At 71.8% G+C, this 21560-nt stretch carries 16 protein-coding genes; 12 read left to right on the top strand and 4 right to left on the bottom strand.

Features of this window, described 5'->3' with window-relative positions:
• Positions 1-34 precede the first annotated feature (34 nt).
• Positions 35-1213, top strand: a complete 1179-nt coding sequence (locus ACWGDB_RS14200) for a cytochrome P450 family protein (protein WP_453822686.1) — start codon at positions 35-37, stop codon at positions 1211-1213.
• Positions 1214-1251: 38 nt separating this feature from the next.
• Here ACWGDB_RS14200 and ACWGDB_RS14205 read toward each other — a convergent pair whose 3' ends face one another.
• On the bottom strand, positions 1252-2274 hold the full coding sequence (locus tag ACWGDB_RS14205; RefSeq protein WP_383609611.1) for a Gfo/Idh/MocA family protein: 1023 nt from the start codon (positions 2272-2274) through the stop codon (positions 1252-1254).
• Positions 2275-2403: 129 nt separating this feature from the next.
• On the opposite strand from ACWGDB_RS14205, the gene ACWGDB_RS14210 reads away from it, so the two are divergent.
• From ACWGDB_RS14210 to ACWGDB_RS14245, 8 genes are all read left to right on the top strand, one after another.
• Entirely contained in the window at positions 2404-3141 is a 738-nt protein-coding gene (locus ACWGDB_RS14210; protein WP_362381993.1) for a GntR family transcriptional regulator, read from the top strand.
• A gap of 139 nt (positions 3142-3280) precedes the next feature.
• Positions 3281-4429 carry an ROK family glucokinase gene (locus tag ACWGDB_RS14215; protein WP_453822687.1) on the top strand — a complete coding sequence of 383 codons (1149 nt, stop codon included), beginning with the start codon at positions 3281-3283 and terminating at the stop codon, positions 4427-4429.
• A complete protein-coding gene (locus ACWGDB_RS14220) occupies positions 4426-5004 on the top strand; it encodes a sugar kinase (protein WP_453822688.1) in 579 nt (192 codons plus the stop codon). The genes ACWGDB_RS14215 and ACWGDB_RS14220 overlap by 4 nt, the downstream gene beginning before the upstream one ends.
• A 160-nt stretch (positions 5005-5164) precedes the next feature.
• Positions 5165-8005, top strand: a complete 2841-nt coding sequence (locus ACWGDB_RS14225; protein ID WP_453822689.1) for an SNF2-related protein — start codon at positions 5165-5167, stop codon at positions 8003-8005.
• A gap of 584 nt (positions 8006-8589) precedes the next feature.
• Entirely contained in the window at positions 8590-10596 is a 2007-nt protein-coding gene (locus ACWGDB_RS14230) for an SWIM zinc finger family protein (RefSeq protein ID WP_453822819.1), read from the top strand.
• Positions 10597-10718: 122 nt separating this feature from the next.
• Complete coding sequence (pcaDC, locus tag ACWGDB_RS14235) at positions 10719-12017, top strand: bifunctional 3-oxoadipate enol-lactonase/4-carboxymuconolactone decarboxylase PcaDC (protein WP_453822690.1); 1299 nt, start codon at positions 10719-10721, stop codon at positions 12015-12017.
• A gap of 65 nt (positions 12018-12082) precedes the next feature.
• Positions 12083-12718, top strand: coding sequence for an MBL fold metallo-hydrolase (locus ACWGDB_RS14240; RefSeq protein ID WP_453822691.1), 636 nt, complete (start codon positions 12083-12085; stop codon positions 12716-12718).
• A gap of 56 nt (positions 12719-12774) precedes the next feature.
• Positions 12775-13554 (top strand): exodeoxyribonuclease III, encoded by a 780-nt coding sequence (locus ACWGDB_RS14245; protein WP_453822692.1) that lies wholly within the window; start codon positions 12775-12777, stop codon positions 13552-13554.
• Positions 13555-13659: 105 nt separating this feature from the next.
• Here ACWGDB_RS14245 and ACWGDB_RS14250 read toward each other — a convergent pair whose 3' ends face one another.
• Positions 13660-15426 (bottom strand): SGNH/GDSL hydrolase family protein, encoded by a 1767-nt coding sequence (locus ACWGDB_RS14250; protein WP_453822693.1) that lies wholly within the window; start codon positions 15424-15426, stop codon positions 13660-13662.
• A gap of 256 nt (positions 15427-15682) precedes the next feature.
• Here ACWGDB_RS14250 and ACWGDB_RS14255 point away from each other — a divergent pair, with 256 nt between their 5' ends.
• On the top strand, positions 15683-16090 hold the full coding sequence (locus ACWGDB_RS14255; RefSeq protein WP_453822694.1) for a DUF6278 family protein: 408 nt from the start codon (positions 15683-15685) through the stop codon (positions 16088-16090).
• A 137-nt stretch (positions 16091-16227) separates the two neighbouring features.
• Positions 16228-16971: an amino acid ABC transporter ATP-binding protein gene (locus ACWGDB_RS14260; RefSeq protein WP_453822695.1), complete on the top strand. Its 744-nt coding sequence runs from the start codon at positions 16228-16230 to the stop codon at positions 16969-16971.
• 230 nt (positions 16972-17201) lie between these two features.
• On the opposite strand, the gene ACWGDB_RS14265 is transcribed toward ACWGDB_RS14260, so the two are convergent.
• Positions 17202-18770: a CocE/NonD family hydrolase gene (locus ACWGDB_RS14265; protein ID WP_453822696.1), complete on the bottom strand. Its 1569-nt coding sequence runs from the start codon at positions 18768-18770 to the stop codon at positions 17202-17204.
• A gap of 116 nt (positions 18771-18886) precedes the next feature.
• Positions 18887-19645, bottom strand: a complete 759-nt coding sequence (locus tag ACWGDB_RS14270) for a hypothetical protein (RefSeq protein WP_453822697.1) — start codon at positions 19643-19645, stop codon at positions 18887-18889.
• A 118-nt stretch (positions 19646-19763) separates the two neighbouring features.
• Here ACWGDB_RS14270 and ggt point away from each other — a divergent pair, with 118 nt between their 5' ends.
• Entirely contained in the window at positions 19764-21557 is a 1794-nt protein-coding gene (gene ggt, locus ACWGDB_RS14275; protein ID WP_453822698.1) for a gamma-glutamyltransferase, read from the top strand.
• The last annotated feature ends 3 nt before the right edge of the window (positions 21558-21560 follow it).

Genomic DNA, 21560 nt, shown 5'->3' on the forward strand with positions numbered 1-21560 from the left:
CCACGCGTTGGCGAAGTGTGGGAGGGGGATTGTCATGACGGAAGTGATCGATCTGGGGGAGTTCGGACCGCGGTTTCGCGAGAACCCGCATCCGGTGTACGCCCGCCTGCGTGAGCGGGGCCCGGTCCACCGGGTCCGGCTGCCCGACTGGCAGTCAGAGGTGTGGCTCGTCGTCGGACACAAGGAGGCGCGCGCGGCGCTCGCCGACGAGCGGCTGTCCAAGGACGGCGCCAAGATCGGCATGAAGTCGCTCGACGAGGAGAAGATCGGGAAGAACCTGCTGGACGCCGATCCGCCCCAGCACACCCGGCTGCGCAGCCTCATCTCGCGCGCGTTCACCATGCGCCGCGTGGAGGAGCTGCGGCCGAGGATCCAGCAGATCACCGACGAACTGCTCGACGCCATGCTGCCCCGGGGCCGCGCCGACCTCGTGGAGTCCCTCGCCTATCCGCTGCCGCTCACCGTCATCTGCGAACTGCTCGGCGTGCCCGAGATGGACCGCGTGGCGTTCCGCGAGATGTCGACCGAGTCGGTCGCGCCCACCAGCCCCGGCAAGGAGGTCGAGGCCTTCGGCCGCCTCGGCGAGTACTTCACCGACCTGATCGAGGACAAGAGGTGCGCCGGACACAGCGGCGACCTGCTGAGCGACCTGATCCGCACCACGGCCGAGGACGGCGACCGGCTCTCCCCGGACGAACTGCGGGGGATGGCCTTCATCCTGCTGATTGCCGGCCACGAGACGACCGTCAACCTGATCACCAGCGGTGTGCACGCGCTGCTCACCCACCCCGATCAACTCGCGGCCCTGCGCGCCGACATGACTCTCCTCGACGGTGCTGTCGAGGAGATGCTGCGCCACGAGGGCCCGGTGGAGACGGCGACGTTCCGGTATGCCACCGAGCCGCTGGAGATCGCCGGCATCCACATCGAGAAGGGCGATCCGGTGATGGTCGGCCTGACCGCGGCCAACCGGGACGCGGGTCGCTATGCCACTCCCGACACCTTCGACATCCGCCGCGACGCCCGCGCCCACGTCGCCTTCGGCCACGGCATCCACTACTGCCTGGGCGCCCCCCTGGCCCGCCTGGAGGCCCGCACGGCGATCCGGACCCTGCTGGAGCGCGCTCCCGGCCTGGCACTCGACGGTCCGCCCGGGGAGTGGCTGCCGGGGATGCTGATGCGGGGGATGCGTAGTCTGCCGGTCCGCTGGTAGTGGGCGGGCCGGCGAAGGGTTTGCGAGCCCGGGGCCGGTCACATGGCCGTCGCCGGGGTCCCGCCCGGAATCTCCCCGAGCGCGACCGGTCTTCGCTCGCGTCTCGACAGCTCGCACGCCTCGGCGATCCGCAGCGCCTGCAGGGCCTCCCGCCCGTCGCAGGGGTTGGCCCGCTCCCCGCGCACCACGTCCACGAACGCGTTCAGCTCCGCCTCGTACGCGGGTCCGAACCGCTCCAGGAACCCCGACCACGGCTTGTCCGCGGCGGGCGGCCCGGTCGGCTCGGTGGACGCGATCGGGGTCCGGTCGTCCAGCCCGACCACGATCTGGTCCAGCTCGCCGGCCAGCTCCATGCGCACGTCGTACCCGGCGCCGTTCAGCCGGGTCGCCGTGGCGGTGGCGAGCGTGCCGTCGTCGAGGGTGAGCACCACCGCGGCCGTGTCGACGTCGCCGGCCTCACGGAACATCACCGGCCCGGCGTCCGAGCCGGCCGCGTACACGTCGGCGATCTCGCGCCCGGTCACCCAGCGCAGTACGTCGAAGTCGTGGATCAGCGTGTCCCGGTACAGCCCGCCGGACAGCGGCAGCCACGCGACCGGCGGCGGCGCCTGGTCACTGGTCAGCGCCCGTACGGTGTGCAGGCGCCCGAGCCGCCCGGACCGTACCGCCTCGCGTGCGCCCGCGTACCCGGCGTCGAAGCGGCGCTGGAAGCCCATGTGCAGAACCGTCCCGGCCGTCTCCACCTCCTCGATCGCGGTCAGGGTGCCCGGCAGATCGAGCGCGATGGGCTTCTCGCAGAAGACCGGAAGGCCCGCCCGTGCTGCCCGACCGATCAGTTCGGCGTGGGCCGAGGTCGCGGTCGTGATCACCACCGCGTCCACGCCCCACCTGAAGATCTCGTCCACGCCCGGCGCCGCCGTCTCGCCGAGCCGACGCGCCAGCTCCTGCGCCCGCGTGCCGTCCGCGTCCGTGAGGATCAGGGAGCCGACGTCGCGGTGACGACTGAGCGTGTTGGCGTGAATGGTGCCGATGCGGCCCGTACCGATGACCCCGATGCGCATGGAAACAAAGTGGGGGTTCGGTGCGTAGGCTGTCAATGCGTATGTCCGGACAATCGAACTACACGACTTCCCGTCAACAACGCGTAGAGCTACGCTCGGCCCGTGCCGAAACCAGAAGTGGACCCGACCGTGGAACTCGAGCTCAGTGTGGACCGGAGCAGTCCGGTGCCTTTGTACTTCCAGCTGTCCCAGCAGCTCGAGGCCGCGATCGAGCACGGAGCGCTCACGCCCGGCAGCCTGCTGGGCAATGAGATCGAACTCGCCGCACGCCTCGGCCTGTCCCGGCCGACCGTCCGCCAGGCCATCCAGTCGCTGGTCGACAAGGGTCTGCTGGTGCGCCGCCGGGGCGTCGGCACACAGGTCGTGCACAGCCAGGTCAAGCGCCCGCTGGAGCTCAGCAGCCTCTATGACGACCTGGAGTCGGCCGGCCAGCGCCCGGCGACCAAGGTGATCGTCAACACCGTCGTCCCGGCGTCCGCCGAGGTCGCGGCGGCGCTCGGAGTGGCCGAGGACAGCGACGTGCACCGGATCGAGCGGCTGCGGCTGGCACACGGCGAGCCGATGGCGTACCTGTGCAACTTCCTGCCGCCCGCCCTGATCGACCTGGACACCGCACAGCTGGAGTCCACCGGCCTGTACCGGCTGATGAGGGCCGCCGGCATCACGCTGCACAGCGCCCGCCAGACCATCGGCGCGCGCGCCGCCACCGGCGCCGAAGCCGAGCGGCTCGCCGAGGAGGAGGGCGCCCCGTTGCTCACCATGCAGCGCGTGACCTTCGACGACACGGGCCGAGCGGTCGAATACGGCACCCACACCTATCGCCCGAGCCGGTACTCCTTCGAGTTCCAGTTGCTCGTCCGGCCGTGAGTGCCGCGGTCGTACGGTCCTGAGCGGGGGTGGCCGAGGGCTGGACTGGTCGCAATGTCCGGACAATTTGCTGTGACGTGTGCCCCCCTTTGTCGCCCCGTTCGGCACCCAGCGTGAGCGTGCGGCAGAATCGGGCCTGATGAGCACCTACCGCGACTTCACCGCCCCCATCGGCTCCCGGCGAGCCCCCGTGCTCCGCACGGCCGGTTCGCGGGAGCGCCGTTCGCACCTGACCGCACCCCGCGTGCCCACTGTCGGGATCGACATCGGCGGCACCAAGGTGATGGCGGGCGTCGTGGACGCCGACGGGAACATCCTGGAGAAGCTCCGCGCGGAGACCCCGGACAAGTCCAAGAGCCCCAAGGTCGTCGAGGACACCATCGTCGAACTGGTCCTTGACCTGTCCGACCGGCACGACGTGCACGCCGTCGGCATCGGCGCGGCCGGCTGGGTCGACGCCGACCGCAACCGCGTCCTGTTCGCACCCCACCTGTCCTGGCGCAACGAGCCCCTCAGGGACCGCCTCGCCGGGCGGCTCGCCGTCCCCGTGCTGGTCGACAACGACGCCAACGCCGCCGCCTGGGCCGAGTGGCGCTTCGGCGCCGGCCGGGGCGAGGACCACCTCGTCATGATCACGCTGGGCACCGGCATCGGCGGCGCGATCCTGGAGGACGGTCAGGTCAAGCGCGGCAAGTACGGCGTCGCCGGCGAGTTCGGCCATATGCAGGTCGTGCCCGGCGGCCACCGCTGCCCGTGCGGCAACCGCGGCTGCTGGGAGCAGTACAGCTCCGGCAACGCACTGGTCAGGGAGGCGCGCGAGCTGGCCGCCGCCGACTCGCCGGTGGCGTACGGGATCATCGAGCACGTCAAGGGCAACATCGGCGACATCACCGGCCCGATGATCACCGAGCTGGCCCGCGAGGGCGACGCCATGTGTACCGAGCTGCTCCAGGACATCGGCCAGTGGCTCGGCGTCGGCATCGCCAACCTCGCGGCCGCCCTGGACCCCTCCTGCTTCGTGATCGGCGGCGGTGTGTCGGCCGCGGACGACCTGCTGATCGGCCCCGCGCGGGACGCCTTCAAGCGCCACCTCACCGGCCGCGGCTACCGCCCCGAGGCCCGGATCACCCGCGCCCAGCTCGGCCCCGAGGCCGGCATGGTCGGCGCGGCCGACCTGGCCCGCCTGGTCGCCCGCCGCTTCCGGCGCGCCAACCGCCGCCGGGTCGAACGGTACGAGCGCTATGCGCGGTTCGCCGAGGCCCGCCGAGCGTCGCAGGGGTCGGCGTGACCATGTCCGTACCCCGCCAGGCCGACTCCCCGGACGAGCAGCAGCCGACCGAGGACCGCCGCCACAAGATCCGGCGCAGGGCACTCACCCTGCTCATCATCGTGCTGCTCATCGGCGTGCCGGCCGGTTACCTCATGATCTCCGCCAACCAGAGCCGCGACAGCGGCAAGGACAAGGAGGAGAAGTACTCGGCGACCGGCCTCACCGAGGGCTGGCCGTCGAAGGTCCAGCGCCGGCTCTACCAGATCCCGGTGCCGGACCCGTCGGGCAAGGTCGCCTACTACGAGACGAACAACTGGCGGACCAGCCGCCTCTACGTCCAGTTCCAGACGCCCGACTGGAACCTGGACTGGTTCCTGAAGACCGTGGGCGTCAGCCGGGGCGACCTCAAGCCGGACGCCATCACCATCAGCGCCCGCGACCAGAAGATCACCGGCTGGGACTTCAAGCGTCCCGGACCCTGGTACGGCCTCGTCCACAAGCAGAAGAACCCGGCACCGACGCAGGACATCGTCGTGAACATGTCCGACCCGGACAATCCGTTCGTGTACGTCGTCTCGCGCACCACCCCTTGATGATCCCGTCGACGACTCCATGAAGTCGCGGCCCGGACCGATCGCCCGAACTGATCGCCCCGGCCGATCGCCCCGGCCGATCGCCGGGGCCGATTGTCAGACCCCGCCCGTAGAGTCGGAGACGGCTGATCCGACTCATGGGCGGGAGGTGACAGGACGTATGAGCGACAGGCTCGCGCACGGCGGCGACATTACGGTGGCCGAGCGGTCGGGCGGAGCCGTCCCCGTCCGCCTCGCGGCCGTCTTCATCCCCGCGGAACTGCCGCGCGAGGGGCGGATCGCCTTCTGGGATCCGGACGGCGGCCCGCTGCCCGCCGAGGACACCGAGCTCACCGTCGTACGACGCCATGGGACCGGAATCCGCCGCAGGACCACCCCCGCCCTGTCCTTGCCGCTCGGCGAGGCGCTGCCGCTGCTCGTGCGGGCCCGGCGCGACCCGGCCGCCCACCCCGCCACGGCCTGCTGGGGCGCGGCCGCGCTGCACGCGCTGCGCCTCACCGCGCGCGGTCGGCTGCTGCCGGGCCTGACGCCCACCGGTCACGACGCCTGGCGGGCCGGACCTCTCGACCCGGACGACATCGCGCACCTGCGGGCGGTCGCCGCAGCCCTGCCGTCCGAGGGCCACGCGGTCCCGCTGCCCGGCCCTGGTCCGCTGCGCCTGCCCGAACCCGAGGCGCTGATGCGCGCCTTCCTCGACGCCGTCGCGGACACCCTGCCCCGCACCCCCGCCGCGCCGCACGCCTCGGGCAAGCCCTTCGCCGCGCGCGAGGCCCAGCGGCTGCCCGCCGCCCACGACTGGGCGGCCGAGGTCGCCGCCGGCATGGACGCGGGCGTGCGGGTCTCGCTGCGGCTGGACCTCTCGGCGTACGACCTCTTCGACGACCGGGACGACGGCGTACGGAGCGCGGGTGCGGCGATCGTCCAGGTGCACAGCCTCGCCGACCCCACCCTGGTGGCCGACGCGGCCGCCCTGTGGTCGGGGGAGGCGGACGCCGCCTTCGGGCCACGTGCGCGCGTGGACGCGGCGCTTGCGGTGCGGCGGGCGGCCCGGGTGTGGGCCCCGCTCGACCGGCTGTCCGAGCAGGACGTGCCCGACGTGCTGGCCCTGTCCGACGAGGAGTTGGGCGACCTGCTCGGCGTGGCGACGACCCGCCTGGCGGCGGCCGGAGTGGCGGTGCACTGGCCCCGGGACCTGGCCCAGGACCTGAGCGCCGCCGCGGTCGTACGACCCGCGCCGGGCTCGGCGACCGACGGCACCGGGTTCTTCGAGAGCGAGGAACTCCTCCAGTTCCGCTGGCAGTTGGCGATCGGCGGCGACCCGCTCAGCGAGGCCGAGATGGACGCTCTCGCAGAGGCGCACCGCCCGGTCGTCCGGCTGCGGGACAGCTGGGTGCTGGTCGACCCGGCCCTCGTCCGCAAGGCCCGCAAGCGCGAACTGGGCCTGCTCGACCCCGTCGACGCGCTGTCCGTCGCCCTCACCGGCAGCGCGGAGGTCGACGGCGAGACGGTCGAGGCGGTACCGGTCGGCGCCCTGGCCGCCCTGCGCGACCGACTGACGTCGGGGGTACACCCGGCCGAACCGCCGCCGGGACTGCGGGCGACGCTGCGGGACTACCAACTCCGGGGCCTGGCCTGGCTGGACCTCATGACGTCCCTCGGACTCGGCGGCTGCCTGGCCGACGACATGGGACTCGGCAAGACCATCACGGTCATCGCCCTGCATCTGAAACGCGCGCGGACGGCCCCGACCCTCGTCGTCTGCCCGGCCTCGCTGCTGGGCAACTGGCAACGGGAGATCACCCGTTTCGCGCCGGGCGTCCCCGTGCGCCGCTTCCACGGCCCGGAGCGCACCCTGGCGGACATGGACGGCGGCTTCGTCCTCACGACGTACGGCACGATGCGGTCGGCGGCGCCGACGCTGGCCCAGCAGACCTGGGGCATGGTCGTCGCCGACGAGGCGCAGCATGTGAAGAACCCCTACTCGGCCACGGCGAGGGCCCTGCGCACCATCCCGACACCCGCGCGCGTGGCGTTGACCGGCACACCGGTCGAGAACAACCTCTCCGAGCTCTGGGCCCTGCTCGACTGGACGACTCCCGGCCTGCTCGGTCCCCTGAAGTCCTTCCGTGCCCGGCACGCCCGCGCGGTGGAGAACGGCGAGGACGAGGAGGCCGTGGACCGGCTGGCCCGCCTGGTCCGGCCCTTCCTGCTGCGCCGCAAGAAGTCCGACCCCGGGATCGTCCCGGAGCTGCCGCCCAAGACCGAGACGGACCACCCGGTCCCGCTCACCCGTGAACAGGCGGCGCTGTACGAGGCGGTGGTGCGTGAGTCGATGTACGTCATCGAGACGGCGGAGGGCATGGCGCGCAAGGGCCTGGTCCTGAAGCTGCTGACGTCCCTGAAGCAGATCTGCGACCACCCGGCCCTCTACCTCAAGGAGGCCGAGGCGGCGACGGGGGACCGCCTGGCCGCACGCTCCGGCAAGCTGACGCTGCTGGACGAACTGTTGGACACCCTGCTGGCCGAGGACGGCTCGGCGTTGGTGTTCACGCAGTACGTCGGGATGGCCCGCCTGATCGCCTCCCACCTCGCCGCCCGGGCCGTCCCGGTGGACCTGCTCCACGGCGGCACGCCGGTCCCGGACCGTGAACGCATGGTCGACCGCTTCCAGAGCGGCGAGACGCCGGTCCTGGTCCTGTCCCTGAAGGCGGCGGGCACCGGCCTGAACCTGACCCGCGCGGGCCACGTCGTCCACTTCGACCGCTGGTGGAACCCGGCCGTCGAGGAACAGGCCACCGACCGCGCCTACCGCATCGGCCAGACCCAGCCCGTCCAGGTCCACCGCCTCATCACCGAGGGCACGGTCGAGGACCGCATCGCCGAGATGCTCGAATCCAAGCGCGCCCTGGCCGACGCCATCCTCGGCACCGGCGAATCGGCCCTCACGGAACTGACGGCCCGCGAGCTGTCCGACCTCGTGTCCTTGCGGAGGGAGTCATGACGGGGGTGGAGAGCGGGGGCAACGAGCAGGGCCGCCAGGACGGGCCGGGTCGGCGGGATGCGTCGCGCCGACTGGACGGGCTGGGTCGGCGGGACGAGTTGAGCCGGCAGGACGGGTTGGGTCGGCAGGATGAGTTGAGCCAGCAGGACGAGTTGAGCCGCCACGGCGAGTCGTGCCAGCACGACGAGTTGAGCCGGCAGGACGGGTTGGGTCGGCAGGACGGGTTGGGTCGGCAGGACGGGTTGGGTCGGCAGGACGAGTCGCGACGGCAGGACGAGTTGTGCCGCCACGGCGAGTCGTGCCAGCACGACGAGTCGCGACGGCAGGACGGGTTGGGTCGGCAGGACGGGTTGGGTCGGCAGGACGAGTTGTGCCGCCACGGCGAGTCGCGCCAGCACGACGAGTCGCGACGGCAGGACGGGTTGGGTCGGCAGGATGAGTCGCGACGGCAGGACGAGTTGCGCCGGCACGACGAGTTGAGCCGCCAGGACGAGTTGACCCGGCAGGCGCAGCCGGGGCGACCGGATGAGCTGCCTCGCGACGAGGAGACCGTGCCCCGGCCCGCGGACCTTGCGCGCCGGGCGTTGCGGGCCGCGCGGGAACGGCGGGGGGAGGGGGGCTCAGGGGCGAACTCGAGCCAGGTGGGGTCCTCTTCCGACGTCCCGGACGCGTCGGACGTCCCGGACGCCTCCGCGGACGCTCCCGAGGCGTCGGACGGTGACGGTCCCGTGGCGCGACCTGCCGCGCCCCTCGCCTCCGGTGAGGACGGGGACCGCTCGCGAACCGCGTCGGAGTCCGCATCGCGCGTGCTCGGCATCGAGACCGGGCCAGGGGGGTCGCGTCCGGCGGATGCCGCCCGGGCAGCGCTGCGCGCCGCGCTGGGGGAGAGGCGGCGGGCCCAGTCGGAGGAAGCCGACCGGGCGGCCCAGGGCCCGCGTCGATCGCGACGATCCGCACCCACCGGCGCCGAGGGCCGACGGAGCCCGGCCGGCGGGACCGAGAATCAACGTGCCCGTGAGGTACGGCGCTGGCTCGCGGGTGCCTTCCAGATGCCGCCCGCGGACTCGCCCGACGAGGACGGCTCGGGCGTGGGCGCGATGCCGGATCCGACGGCACAGCGGCGGAAGATGCCCGCGAACCGCATCTCGGCCTCCCCTTCGACCCCGCCAGGCCCAGCTCACCCGGAGGGGGACTCACCCGAACCGCCCGTGGCCCGCTCCGGCAGCGATCCCTCACCGGCCGACCCCGACCCCGACCCCGACAACGGCACCGCGCCTGGACCCGCCGCCGCCCCCGTTGCGGCCACCCCTCAAGTCCCCCGCTCCATGGCCGCCCCCGGCCGGGACGGTGAACTCCGGCGCACGTTCCCCGCCTTCGCGTCCCGCCCGGCGGACGACGCCCGTTTTGCCGAGACCTGGTGGGGCAACGCCTGGGTGACCGCCCTGGAGGAAGGCGCGCTCGACACCAAGCGGCTGGCCCGCGGCCGCGGTTACGCCCAGGAGGGCCACGTCGATGCCATCACCGTGACGCCGGGGCTCGTACTGGCGTATGTGCGAGGCAGCCGTCCGCGGCCGTACCGCGTGCAGGTGAGGCTGCGGACGCTGGAGGAAGCCGACTGGGCGCGGTTCCTGGACGCCGTGGCCGAACGGCCGGGGCACATCGCGGCGTTGCTGGACAAGGAGATGCCCCAGTCCCTCGCCGACTGCGAGGTGCCGCTGTTGCCGGGGCCCGGTGACCTCGACCCCCATTGCAGTTGCCCCGACCGCGGCCACCCCTGCAAACACGCCGCCGCCCTCTGCTACCAGACCGCACGCCTGCTGGACGCCGACCCCTTCGTACTGCTCCTGCTGCGCGGCCGGGGCGAACGCGCCCTGCTCGACGCCCTGTCCCGCCGCAACGCCGCCCGCGCGGCCCGCGCCGCACAGGAGAAGGAACCGGCCCCACCGGCGGGCGTACGGGCCACCGATGCCCTGGCCCCGAGCCGCCAACTCCCGCCGCTGCCCCCGCCGTTGCCCGTGCCCACGCACCCTGAGCAACCGCCCGTCTATCCGGCGGCCCCGGGCGGCCCGGACCCGTTCGCGCTGGACCAGCTGGCGACCGACGCGGCCGCCCGGGCACACGCCCTCCTCGGTACCGGCCGCGATCCGGTGGCCGAACTGACGCTGTGGCAGGACGCGGTCCGGCTCGCCGCCGCCCGTCCCGGGTCCGGCCTCACCGCCGGTACCCGCGCCCTGTACTCCTCCCTGTCCGCCGCCGCCGACCGCACCCCGGCCGCGCTGGCCCGCGCGGTCGCCGCCTGGCGTCAGGGCGGCCTCGAAGGGCTCTCCGTGCTCGAGGAACCCTGGGATCCGCCGGCCGGCCGTTTCGACCGCGCCCGCCCGCTCCTGCTCGCCGCCGACCTCCCCGCCTTCCGCCCGTGGCGCAACCACCTCACCCACCCCCGCGGCCATGTCCAGCTCCGCCTCGGCCGGGACGGCCTGTGGTACCCGTACGAATCGGAGCCGGGACACGACGACTGGTGGCCCCGTGGCACCCCCGACCTCGACCCGGTCGGCGCCCTGACGGGTCTCGGTGCCTCGGCGGAAGACTGACCCGTTTTGGACCGGCATCCCGTGAAGGCCGTGTGAGAGTTCTTCGCTGATGTGAGGGAGTCAGGTGTGAGGACCTGGGGCCCAGGGGCCCGGCGCTCGGAAAGGGCGGTTAGCGTGGAGCAGTGAGTGAGACGAAGACCCCAGCCCTCCAGTACCGCTTCGACGGCCCGGAAGACGCCCCCGTCCTCATCCTCGGCCCCTCGCTCGGCACCACCTGGCACATGTGGGACCGGCAGGTCCCCGAGCTGACCCAGCAATGGCGGGTGTTCCGGTTCGACCTGCCGGGACACGGCGGCGCGCCCGCGTACCCGGCGGGCTCCGTGGCCGAACTCGCCGACCGGCTGCTCGCCACCCTCGACGGACTCGGCGTGCAGCGTTTCGGTTACGCGGGCTGTGCCCTCGGCGGCGCACTCGGCATCGAACTCGCCCTGCGCCACCCGGAGCGCATCGCCTCGCTCGCGCTGATCGCGGCCTCTCCCCGGTTCGGCACGGCGGACGAGTTCCGCCAGCGGGGCGTGATCGTGCGCACGAACGGCCTCGACCCCATCGCCCGCACCTCGCCCGACCGCTGGTTCACCTCCGGTTTCGCCGCCGCGCAGCCCGCCATCACGGAGTGGGCCGTGCAGATGGTGCGCACCACCGACCCCGGCTGCTACATCGCCGCCTGCGAGGCGCTCGCCTCCTTCGACGTACGGTCGCAGCTCGGCGGCGTCGCGGTGCCCACGCTCGTCCTCGTCGGCTCGGACGACCAGGTCACCGGCCCCGCAGAGGCCCGCACTCTGGTCGCCGGCATACCGGACGCCCGCCTCGCCGTCGTGCCCGGCGCCTCCCACCTCGTGCCGGTCGAGCAGCCCGCCGCCGTGACCGACCTGCTGGTCCGGCACTTCTCCACCGCCTGGCAGCCCGCCTACGACTCCACGACCGGCCAGATGGCCATCGTCGCCGCCCCCGTCAAGCCGGTCCTGGCCGCCCCGCCCGCACAACCCGCGCCCGTCGCCGAGATAGCCCCGGCCGTCGTGGTACCGCAGACGACGGGACGGCCGGACCCGTACGACGCGGGGATCAAGGTCCGTCGTGAGGTGCTCGGTGACGCGCATGTCGACCGGGCGCTGGCTCAGGCGGACGAGTTCTCGGGGGACTTCCAGGAGTTCATCACGCGGTACGCCTGGGGTGAGATCTGGGACAGACCCGGGCTCGACCGGCGCTCCCGCAGCTGTGTCACCCTCACCGCCCTGGTCGCGGGCGGCCACATGGACGAACTCGCCTTCCACACCCGCGCCGCCCTGCGCAACGGCCTCACGCCGGACGAGATCAAGGAAGTGCTGCTGCAGGCGGCCGTCTACTGCGGTGTGCCGGCGGCGAACACCGCCTTCAAGGTCGCCCAGCAGGTCATCAGGGAAGAGACCACTCCGCAGGAGTGAGGACCCGCGGTGGTCGGCCTTCGCGGGTGCGGGCATCCGCAACAGGCGCGCGTCAGGATGGAGCCATGAAGCTCACGAAGAAGTCGCACGCCTGCGTCCGGCTCGAGAAGAACGGGCAGACGCTGGTTCTCGATCCCGGCGGATTCAGCGAGGAGGACGCCGCGCTCGGCGCGGATGCGATCCTCGTCACGCACGAGCACCCCGATCACTTCGACGAGGGGCGGCTGCGGGCGGCCATGGAGGCCAACCCGGCCGCCGGGATCTGGACGCTCGGCTCCGTCGCGGAGCAGATCGCGGCGGCGTTCCCGGGCCGTGTGCACACCGTCGGCCACGGCGACACCTTCACCGCCGCCGGCTTCGACGTCCAGGTCCACGGCGAACTGCACGCCGTCATCCACCCGGACATCCCGCGCATCACCAACGTCGGCTATCTCGTCGACGGCGGCAAGGTCTTCCACCCCGGCGACGCCCTCACCGTTCCCGACCGCCCGGTGGAGACGCTGATGCTGCCGGTCATGGCCCCCTGGAACAAGATCGCGGAGGTCATCGACTACGTCCGCGAGGTCAAGCCGCAGCGCGCCTACGACATCCACGACGCCCTGCTCACCGACCTGGCCAGGCCGATCTACGACCGCCAGATCGGCGGCCTCGGCGGCGCGGAGCACCTGCGTCTGACGCCGGGGGACTCGGCGGACGTGTGAGCGGGGCCACCTCGGGCGGGGTCGGGTTGTCAGTCCCGCCCGGTAGGTTGTCAGGCATGCGCATCGCGACCTGGAACGTGAACTCGATCACCGCCCGCCTGCCGAGGCTCCTGGCCTGGCTGGAGAGCAGCGGCACCGATGTGCTGTGCCTCCAGGAGGCCAAGGTCGCCGAGGACCAGTTCCCGTTCGACCCGCTGCGCGACCTCGGCTACGAGGCGGCGGTCAACGCGACCGGCCGGTGGAACGGCGTGGCGGTGCTCTCCCGCATAGGCCTCAAGGACGTCGTCAAGGGCCTGCCCGGCGACCCCGGCTTCGACGACGTCGTCGAGCCCCGCGCCATCTCCGCGACCTGCGGCCCGATCCGCGTCTGGTCGGTGTACGTGCCGAACGGCCGTGAGGTGGACCACCCCCACTACGCCTACAAGCTCCAGTGGTTCGAGGCCCTCAAGGCGGCCGTCGCCGGCGACGCGGGCGGCAGCCGCCCGTTCGCGGTGATGGGCGACTACAACGTGGCGCCGACGGACGACGACGTCTACGACGTGGCCGCCTTCGAGGGCCTCACCCACGTCACCCCCGCCGAGCGCGCCGCCCTCGCCTCCCTGCGCGAGTCCGGCCTGTCCGACGTGGTCCCGCGCCCCCTCAAGTACGACCACCCGTACACGTACTGGGACTACCGCCAGCTCTGCTTCCCCAAGAACCGGGGCATGCGCATCGACCTGGTGTACGGCAACGAGCCGTTCGCCAAGGCGGTCACCGACTCGTACGTGGACCGCGAGGAGCGCAAGGGCAAGGGCGCCTCGGACCACGCGCCGGTTGTGGTGGATCTCGACGTGTAGGGCGGCGCTCTTCAGCCTGTCCGGCGGTTGCGGACGAGGCCGTTCAGGCCGATATGGGGGTTCCGGGGCAGAGCCCCCGAACGGCCACCGTGACGCCGTATGACCTCACCGCACCAGCGCCCGCAGATCCACCGACCGGGCCAGCGCGGCGAGCCCCGCGTCCCCGGGATGCAGGTAGTCCCCGCTGTCGTACGCGGGCAGCAGCCGGGACGGCCGTGCGGGGTCCCGTGCCACCGCGTCGAAGTCGAGCACACCGTCGAACACGGCGCCGGAGCGGATCCACTGGTTCACCTCGACCCGTTCGGCGTCGACGGCGGCCGTGCACCGCACCTCTCCCTCGCACGGCAGGATCGTCGCGGCCAGCATCCGCAGGCCCCGGGCATGCCCCCGGTCCGCGATCGCGCGCAGCTCGGCGATGACCTGCTCCGCGGTCGTGCCCCAGCGCACGTCGTTGATGCCCTCGAACACCACCGCCGTACGCGCCGACGTCTGGGCCAGCACATCCCGGTCGAACCGGTACAAGGCGCTGACCCCGGCCGTGTCCGTGGAGACCCCGTCACCGGGATACCGGTCGGAGACCACACGGTTGCCGGAGATTCCCTGGTTGAGCACCCCGTAGCGCGGGACCACATTCTGGTTCAGCAGCCGTGTGGCCAGCACATTCGGCCACCGCCGGTTGGCGTCCGTCGTGGACTTCTCGCCGTCGGTGATCGAGTCTCCGAGCAGCACCACGGACCCCGGCCCGCCGCTCACGTCGACACCGGTCAGCAGCGACCAACTGGTCAGGACGGTGGGGTAGGCCGATGCGGAGACGTCCGCCGTGTGGTCGCCCGGTGCGCTCACGTACGACCGCTGCTGCGCCAGCCGGTGCACCGGCGCGGCCGGCACGGTCCCGGGCAGATGGAAGCTCACCAGCAGATTGCTGTCCGCGGGCACCTGGAACCCGAGCGGATCGCTGTACGCCTGTGCCCCGGCCGGGATCTCGACGCCCGCCGCACCCCGGAAGAGCACCCGGACCGGTGTGCCCTTCGCCGCCGCGCCGGACGCCTGCACCGCCACCGTGGCCCTGCCGATCCGCACCGGCGCCGCCGCGAAGGTGTTGTCGAACCGCAGCCGCACCCGCGGCCCGCCCGCCGAGGTGTGCACCACCAGGCGCAGCGTCCGGTCGGTCCACGGTCCCACGGTCGGATAGCCGCCCGTCGCGGCCGCCCAACTCCCCGTCCAGCCGGTGGCCGGGGCCCGTACCGCCAGCGCGAACACATGCAGTCCGGTCGCCTTCGGCAGCCGTACGGACGCCACCTCGCGCCCCGCGAGGATCGGCACGGTGATCACGTACAGCCGCGCCCGCTCGGCGAGTTGGCCGTTCGGCGTGTTGATGTGGGACAGGGCCACCGCCTTGGTGGCGAGCGGGCCGGTGCGCCAGTCGGGGGCGGTCAGGTGGTAGGTCGACCGGGCGCCGCCGGCGTACGACACCGTTCCCGCGCCGCCGACGGCGAAGCCGTCCGTGCCCGCCACGAGGAACGCGAGGGCGTCGCCCCGCCCCTGCACCTTCACGTCCTGTCCGGCCGCCAGGACGTTGTCGGCCTCGCCCGGCTTCCGCTTCGGCCAGGTCAGCCGGGCTCCCTGCACGGTCAGCGCCCGGCCGGGTGTCCAGCCGGCGGCTGCGAGGGCCTGTGCGGACAGCGAGCCGCCCGACCCGTCGAAGTCCGCCTCCGCGGGCCGGGCGTCGTTGCTGACGGCCGTGTTGTCGAAGAGCCGCTCCAGCGGGAGCGGCCCGGCTCTGCGCTCGGGGGCGGCCTGTGCGGAGACCCCCGGCACCAGGACCGCGAAGACAGCGAGGACGACCGCGGAACTCCACACACGTCGGCGCAACTCCGACTCCTCCCGTTCACGACCGCTCAGGACTGCGTATGACTGCGCATGACAAGTTCAGGCGAGACGTTCAGGCGCGACACTCGGACGACAGGCTCGGTTGAGATGTTCGGACGAGACGCAAGACGCACCGAGAAGTTAGAGAGGCGCACGTGACCCGTCAACGCGCCATGCCCGAACTCGGCGTGAACTCGACCGGAATCGGCGGCCAGCGCGCCTGTGGTGCGTTCGGCGGGACGAATGACACGCTGGGCGTATGAAGATCCCTTTTCTGGGCAGCCGGCGCGAGAAGCGCGGCGCCCCCGACCCCGAGGGCATCGCCGAACTCCTTGCCGAATGTGAACTCCTGCGCTCCCACGCGTCCCGGGCCGGGGTCGAACTCGACGACACCAAGGCCTCGTTGGAGGCGGTCGACCAGTTGGTGCCACGCTGGCGGGAGGACGAGGAGATCCTGCCCTGGCTGGGCAACGACGCCGGCCTCTATCTCGGCACCGTCATCGTGCGCACCGTGCCCGGAGCCGCCTGGAAGATCCGGCCGGACGGTCAGCCGGTCGTAAGACTCGCGTCCGGCCGTGAGTTCGATGTCGTAGCCTCGGGACAGGAGTGGGCCGCGAGCGGTGTGCCCGAGCTGTCGCAGCTGTACGCGGAAGTCGCGGAAGCGTAAGGCTCTGGCCTGCAGTTCGACATAAGTTCGGCGTAAATACGGCTTATGCCCGAAAAGTGCGTGTCGTGCATTAAGTCCACTCTTGCCCGGATAGTTTGCGGAAACCGCTACACAGCTGAGAGTGACTGGGGCTGGGCATGGCTGGCGATCCACTGATCGAGCTGCGTGACGTCAACAAGTACTTCGGGGACCTGCATGTCCTGCAGGACATCAGCCTCACCGTCGGCAAGGGGGAGGTGGTCGTGGTCATCGGCCCCTCGGGATCGGGGAAGTCGACGCTGTGCCGGGCCGTCAACCGACTGGAGACCGTTCAATCAGGCACGATCAAGCTCGACGGGCAGCCGCTGCCCGCCGAGGGAAAGGCGCTCGCCCGGCTGCGCGCCGAAGTCGGCATGGTCTTCCAGTCCTTCAACCTCTTCGCCCACAAGACGGTCCTGCAGAACGTCTCACTGGGCCAGGTCAAGGTCCGCGGGCGCAAGAAGGACGAGGCCGACAAGCGCTCCCATGAGCTCCTGGAGCGCGTCGGCGTGGCCGACCAGGCGGACAAGTACCCCGCGCAGCTCTCCGGCGGCCAGCAGCAGCGCGTGGCCATCGCCCGGGCCCTGGCGATGGGGCCCAAGGTGATGCTGTTCGACGAGCCGACCTCCGCGCTCGACCCCGAGATGATCAACGAGGTCCTCGAGGTCATGCGCCAACTCGCCGAGGACGGCATGACGATGATCGTCGTCACCCATGAGATGGGCTTCGCCCGCTCGGCCGCCAACCGCGTCGTGTTCATGGCCGACGGCCGCATCGTCGAGGACCGCAGCCCCGAGGAGTTCTTCACCAACCCCAGCAGCGAGCGCGCCCGGGACTTCCTGTCGAAGATCCTCCATCACTGAGCGGGGAGTACGTACGACCCATGCCGAGACGAACGGCGTTTGTGGACACCGCAACCCCCTCCGCGTCCGACCTCGACTACGATGTTCCGTCCGTCCCCGAAGTCGTGGTGGTGACCTCGTCCGCGACCAGGGACGCTGCTGCCGGGTGGGGTTCCCCCCACGGCCCCTAGCAACAGGGGCAGCAGGGGGCAGCAGTTACAGAGCCATACCCGCCCGGCGCCGGCCGGAGATCACTGCTCGCGCAGTGGAATCGACACGTACGACGGGTCGTTCGCCGGTGAGGAGAAGGTCAGCCGCGCGCCGGACGGGTTGTGCTCGATGTAGAGCGGGTCGACCGTGTCGACGACCAGGGCCAGCCGGTGCCCTGCCGGGACGTCGTAGGCCGTGGAGTACAGCTCCAGGTCGACGCCGAACGGCTTTCCGGGCGTACGTCCGTGGAAGGTGTACGGCGCGTTGCTGACCAGCTTGCCGAGGCCGAGCGGGCCCACGTCGTACAGATAGGCGACGAGGGTGCCGCTCTCCTTGGTAGGTGTGACGGTGGTGTGCAACTTCGCCGTGCCGCGCACGCGTTGGGTCGTGGCGTACTTCTCGGACTGCCACACACCCGCCCAGAGCCGGGGGAGCAGCGGGATCGAGGCCATCGGGGGCAGCTGGGCCACCTGGTCGAGGATGCTGGACAGGAAGACGACTCCGCCGTCCGCGCCCGAGTTGACGTTCGTGCGGATCGTGGTGCTGCCGCCGAGGGCGATCTTCTTGTTCGTCGCGCCGACCGACTTCCAGTCCGGGTAGCCCTCGTAGCCCCCCGCGGAACGGGACTTGAGCTGGACCGGCAGCTCGCGGTTGATGCCGTTGTTCTCGCCCTTGAGGTAGTGGTCGAACCAGCGCTCGGTGTCCGTCCACACGTCGTTGGGCAGGCCGAACAGGCCCGTCAGCTCGGCGGTCGCGTGGTCGCCCGGGCGGAACGCCAGGCGCTTGGGGCCGGTCAGCTTCTCGTAGAAGTCCGCGTACTGGTTGGGCGGGAAGATGGTGTCGCCCCAGGCGTTGGCCATCATGACCGCGGCCCCGCTCTTGTTGAGTTGATCCACGTATGTTGCGGCCGAACGTTTCTTCCCCCAGTTGATGATGTCCTGTTCCCTGGACAGGTCGGAAGCGTAGAAGTCGTCGAAGATCTGCCGGAGTTCGGCGCTCTGGCGGCCGGTGACCAGGCCCGCGCCGTCCAGCAGTCCGGCGGCCTGGACATGCTGGGTGCGGCCGCCGTAGATCGAGCCGATGAGGTCGGCCCAGCCGCTGAGGGCGGCGACCGCCCTGACCCGCTTGTCGTGCGCGGCGGCCAGGAGGCTGATGCCGGCGCCGTACGAGACGCCCGCCATGCCGATGTGCTGGGCGTCGGACGGGGTGTTGGCGAGCGCCCAGTCGATCACCTTGGACGCGTCGGCTATGTCGGGCGGGCCCGCCACTTCTATCTCGCCGCCCGACTGCCAGAAGCCGCGCACGTTGTAACTGACCACGATGTAGCCCGAGTTCGCGAGCTTCTGGGCCTGCGCGAAATACTCGACCTGGGGCAGTCCCCAGCTCGTGGGCATGACGAGCAGCGGGTAGCGGCGCGTGCCGTCGGCGCCGGCCGGCGTGACGACGTTCGCCTTGAGGGTGGTGCCGCCGTCGCCGGTGATGTCGACGAAGCGGACGCTGTTCGGGGCGGCTTGGGCGGCTGGGGCGAGCCCGAGGGCGCTACCGGCGATCAGAGTCGCGGAGACGGCGCCCACGGCGGTCGTACGCAGGGCCTTGCGATGGTGTCCCACGGGTCACTCCTCACTCGTGTCAGTGCAAAGTGACCCGACGGTAACCGCGGCCCCTTACCGCAAGTAACCCGTCGGTAAGTTACGTGCCAGTAACGATTACCGGAATGTGTTGGACCTCAGGAGGATCGATGGCTATTTCGCGCGGGGGCGGGTGTCGGCAACGGCGCCTGCGCCGCCCGCGTGACATCCGCGACCAGCTCCACGACATCCGGGCCGTACGCCTGCGAGTTGACCACCTTCAGCAGCAGGACGAAGGAGCCGGTGCCGTGCTTGCGGGTCAACCGCTCATGGTTGCGGGCGAGATAGCGGGTGGCGGCCTGGTTGGTGATCGCGGTCTGCCCGCAGAAGAGGAACACGGGACGGGGGCCCTGGCTCTCGCCGACGGTCAGCCGGGCGAGGAGCGCGTACTCCTCCTTGCCCACCTCCACCCGGTAGCGCTCGGAGCCGATCTGAAGGGCGCCCCGGTCCGGGCCGGGCTCGGCGTCGACGTTCACCCGCACCCCGGGCAGCAGGGAGGCCAGGTGTGCCGTCATACGCCGGTTCGACGCCGGGCCGCCGACGCAGAACTCGGTGCGCTCCCCGAAGCCCTGGCGTGCCGCGTCGTGCGGGATGATCTGGGCGTGGGCGCTGCAGTCCTTGATCAGCGCCGCGAGTTCGAGCAGCGCGAACACGTCGTAACGCATCACCGTGAGCTCGGGTCCGCCGGCCCCGCGGTTCACCACCAGCAGGGACTCGGCATTGTCGGGCAGCCCGAAAAACGCCTGCTTGCGGCGCAGCTTCCGCTTCCACAGGTACGTACGGGCAAGCCAGCCGAGGGCGGCACTGATGGCCGCCGCGACCACGCCCAGAACGATGTTGCGCACGTCGTCATTCATGGGCGCGCATGGTAGCGGGCCAACGCAAACCGTTGTTCGACACACGGGGGTCACGCGCTCCTGACGGGGGCATGGCGATCGATTAGGCTGCGCCAACAGCCCCTGCCTGGAGGTGCGGATGCGTCGCCCTGTCGCGCGGAAACTGTCGGTCCTGGCGGTCTCGGCCGCCATGGTGTCGGTGGGAGCCGCGGCGCCCCCCGCCGCGCAGAGCGGCCCCGAGAAGGTCCCCGTTGCGGTCGGCCACGGCGGCGCCGTGTCGAGCGTCGACGCGGACGCCTCCGCGGCCGGCATCGAGGTCCTGCGCAAGGGCGGCAACGCCGTCGACGCCGCCGTGGCCACGGCCGCCGCGCTCGGCGTCACCGAGCCCTACTCCGCCGGGGTCGGCGGGGGCGGCTACTTCGTCTACTACGACGCCAAGTCCCGTACGGTGCGGACCATCGACGGCCGCGAGACCGCGCCGCTGAGCGCGGACTCCGACCTGTTCGTGGAGAACGGCAAGGCCGTCCCCTTCGCCGAGGCCGTCAGCAGCGGCCTGAGCGTCGGCACCCCGGGCACGCCCGCCACCTGGCAGCAGGCGCTCGACAAGTGGGGGAGCAAACGGCTCGGCACCGTGCTGAAGCCCGCCGAGCGGCTGGCCCGGGACGGCTTCACCGTCGACGACACCTTCCGTTCGCAGACCGCCGCGAACGAGACCCGGTTCCGGTACTTCCCGGACACCGCCGAGCTGTTCCTGCCGAACGGTGCCCTCCCGGTCGTCGGCTCCACCTTCAAGAACCCCGATCTCGCCCGCACCTACGCGGAGTTGGCGAAGAAGGGCGTCGGCGCGCTCTACCGGGGCGACCTCGCCGAGGACATCGTCGACACGGTCAACCACCCGCCCGTGGACCCGGGCTCCGGCTGGAAGGCCCGCCCCGGCGACCTCACCGCCAAGGACCTGGCCGGCTACCGCACCAAGTCGCAGGCGCCCACCAGGACCTCGTACCGCGGACTCGGCGTCTACTCCATGGCGCCCTCCTCCTCCGGCGGCACGACGGTCGGCGAGGCGCTGAACATCCTGGAGAACACGGACCTGTCGAAGGCGAGCAAGGCCCAGTACCTGCACCGCTACATCGAGGCCAGCCGGATCGCCTTCGCCGATCGCGGACGCTGGGTCGGCGACCCGGCCTTCGAGGACGTACCGACGAAGGACCTGCTGTCGCAGCGGTACGCCGACTCGCGGGAGTGCCTGATCAAGGACGACGCGGTGCTGACCAGCCCGGTCGCGCCGGGCGACCCGCGCAACCCGGCGGCCTGCGAGGCCGGTGGCACGGCGGCCCCGACCACCTACGAGGGCGACAGCACCACCCACCTCACGGTGGCCGACAAGTGGGGCAACGTCGTCTCCTACACGCTCACCATCGAGCAGACCGGCGGCAGCGGCATCACGGTCCCGGGCCGTGGCTTCATCCTCAACAACGAGCTGACGGACTTCTCCTTCACCCCCGCCAACCCGGCCGTGCACGACCCGAACCTGCCGGGTCCGGGCAAGCGGCCGCGCTCCTCGATGTCCCCGACCATCGTCCTCGACCGGCACGACAAGCCCGTCGTGGCGCTCGGTTCGCCCGGTGGCGCGACCATCATCACGACCGTGCTGCAGACCCTGACCGGCTTCGTCGACCGCGGACTGCCGCTGGTCGACGCGATCGCCGCGCCCCGCGCCAGCCAGCGCAACGCGGCCCAGACCGAGCTGGAACCCGGGCTCGACAGCGAGACGAAGGCCCGGCTGGAGGCCATCGGGCACTCCTTCAGGCCCAACCCCGAGATCGGGGCCACCACCGGTGTGCAGCGGCTGCCGAACGGGAAGTGGCTGGCCGCCGCCGAGACGGTACGGCGGGGCGGCGGCTCGGCGATGGTGGTGCGGCCGGCGTCGTAGCGT

It is taken from the genome of Streptomyces sp. NPDC055013, from assembly GCF_053608645.1.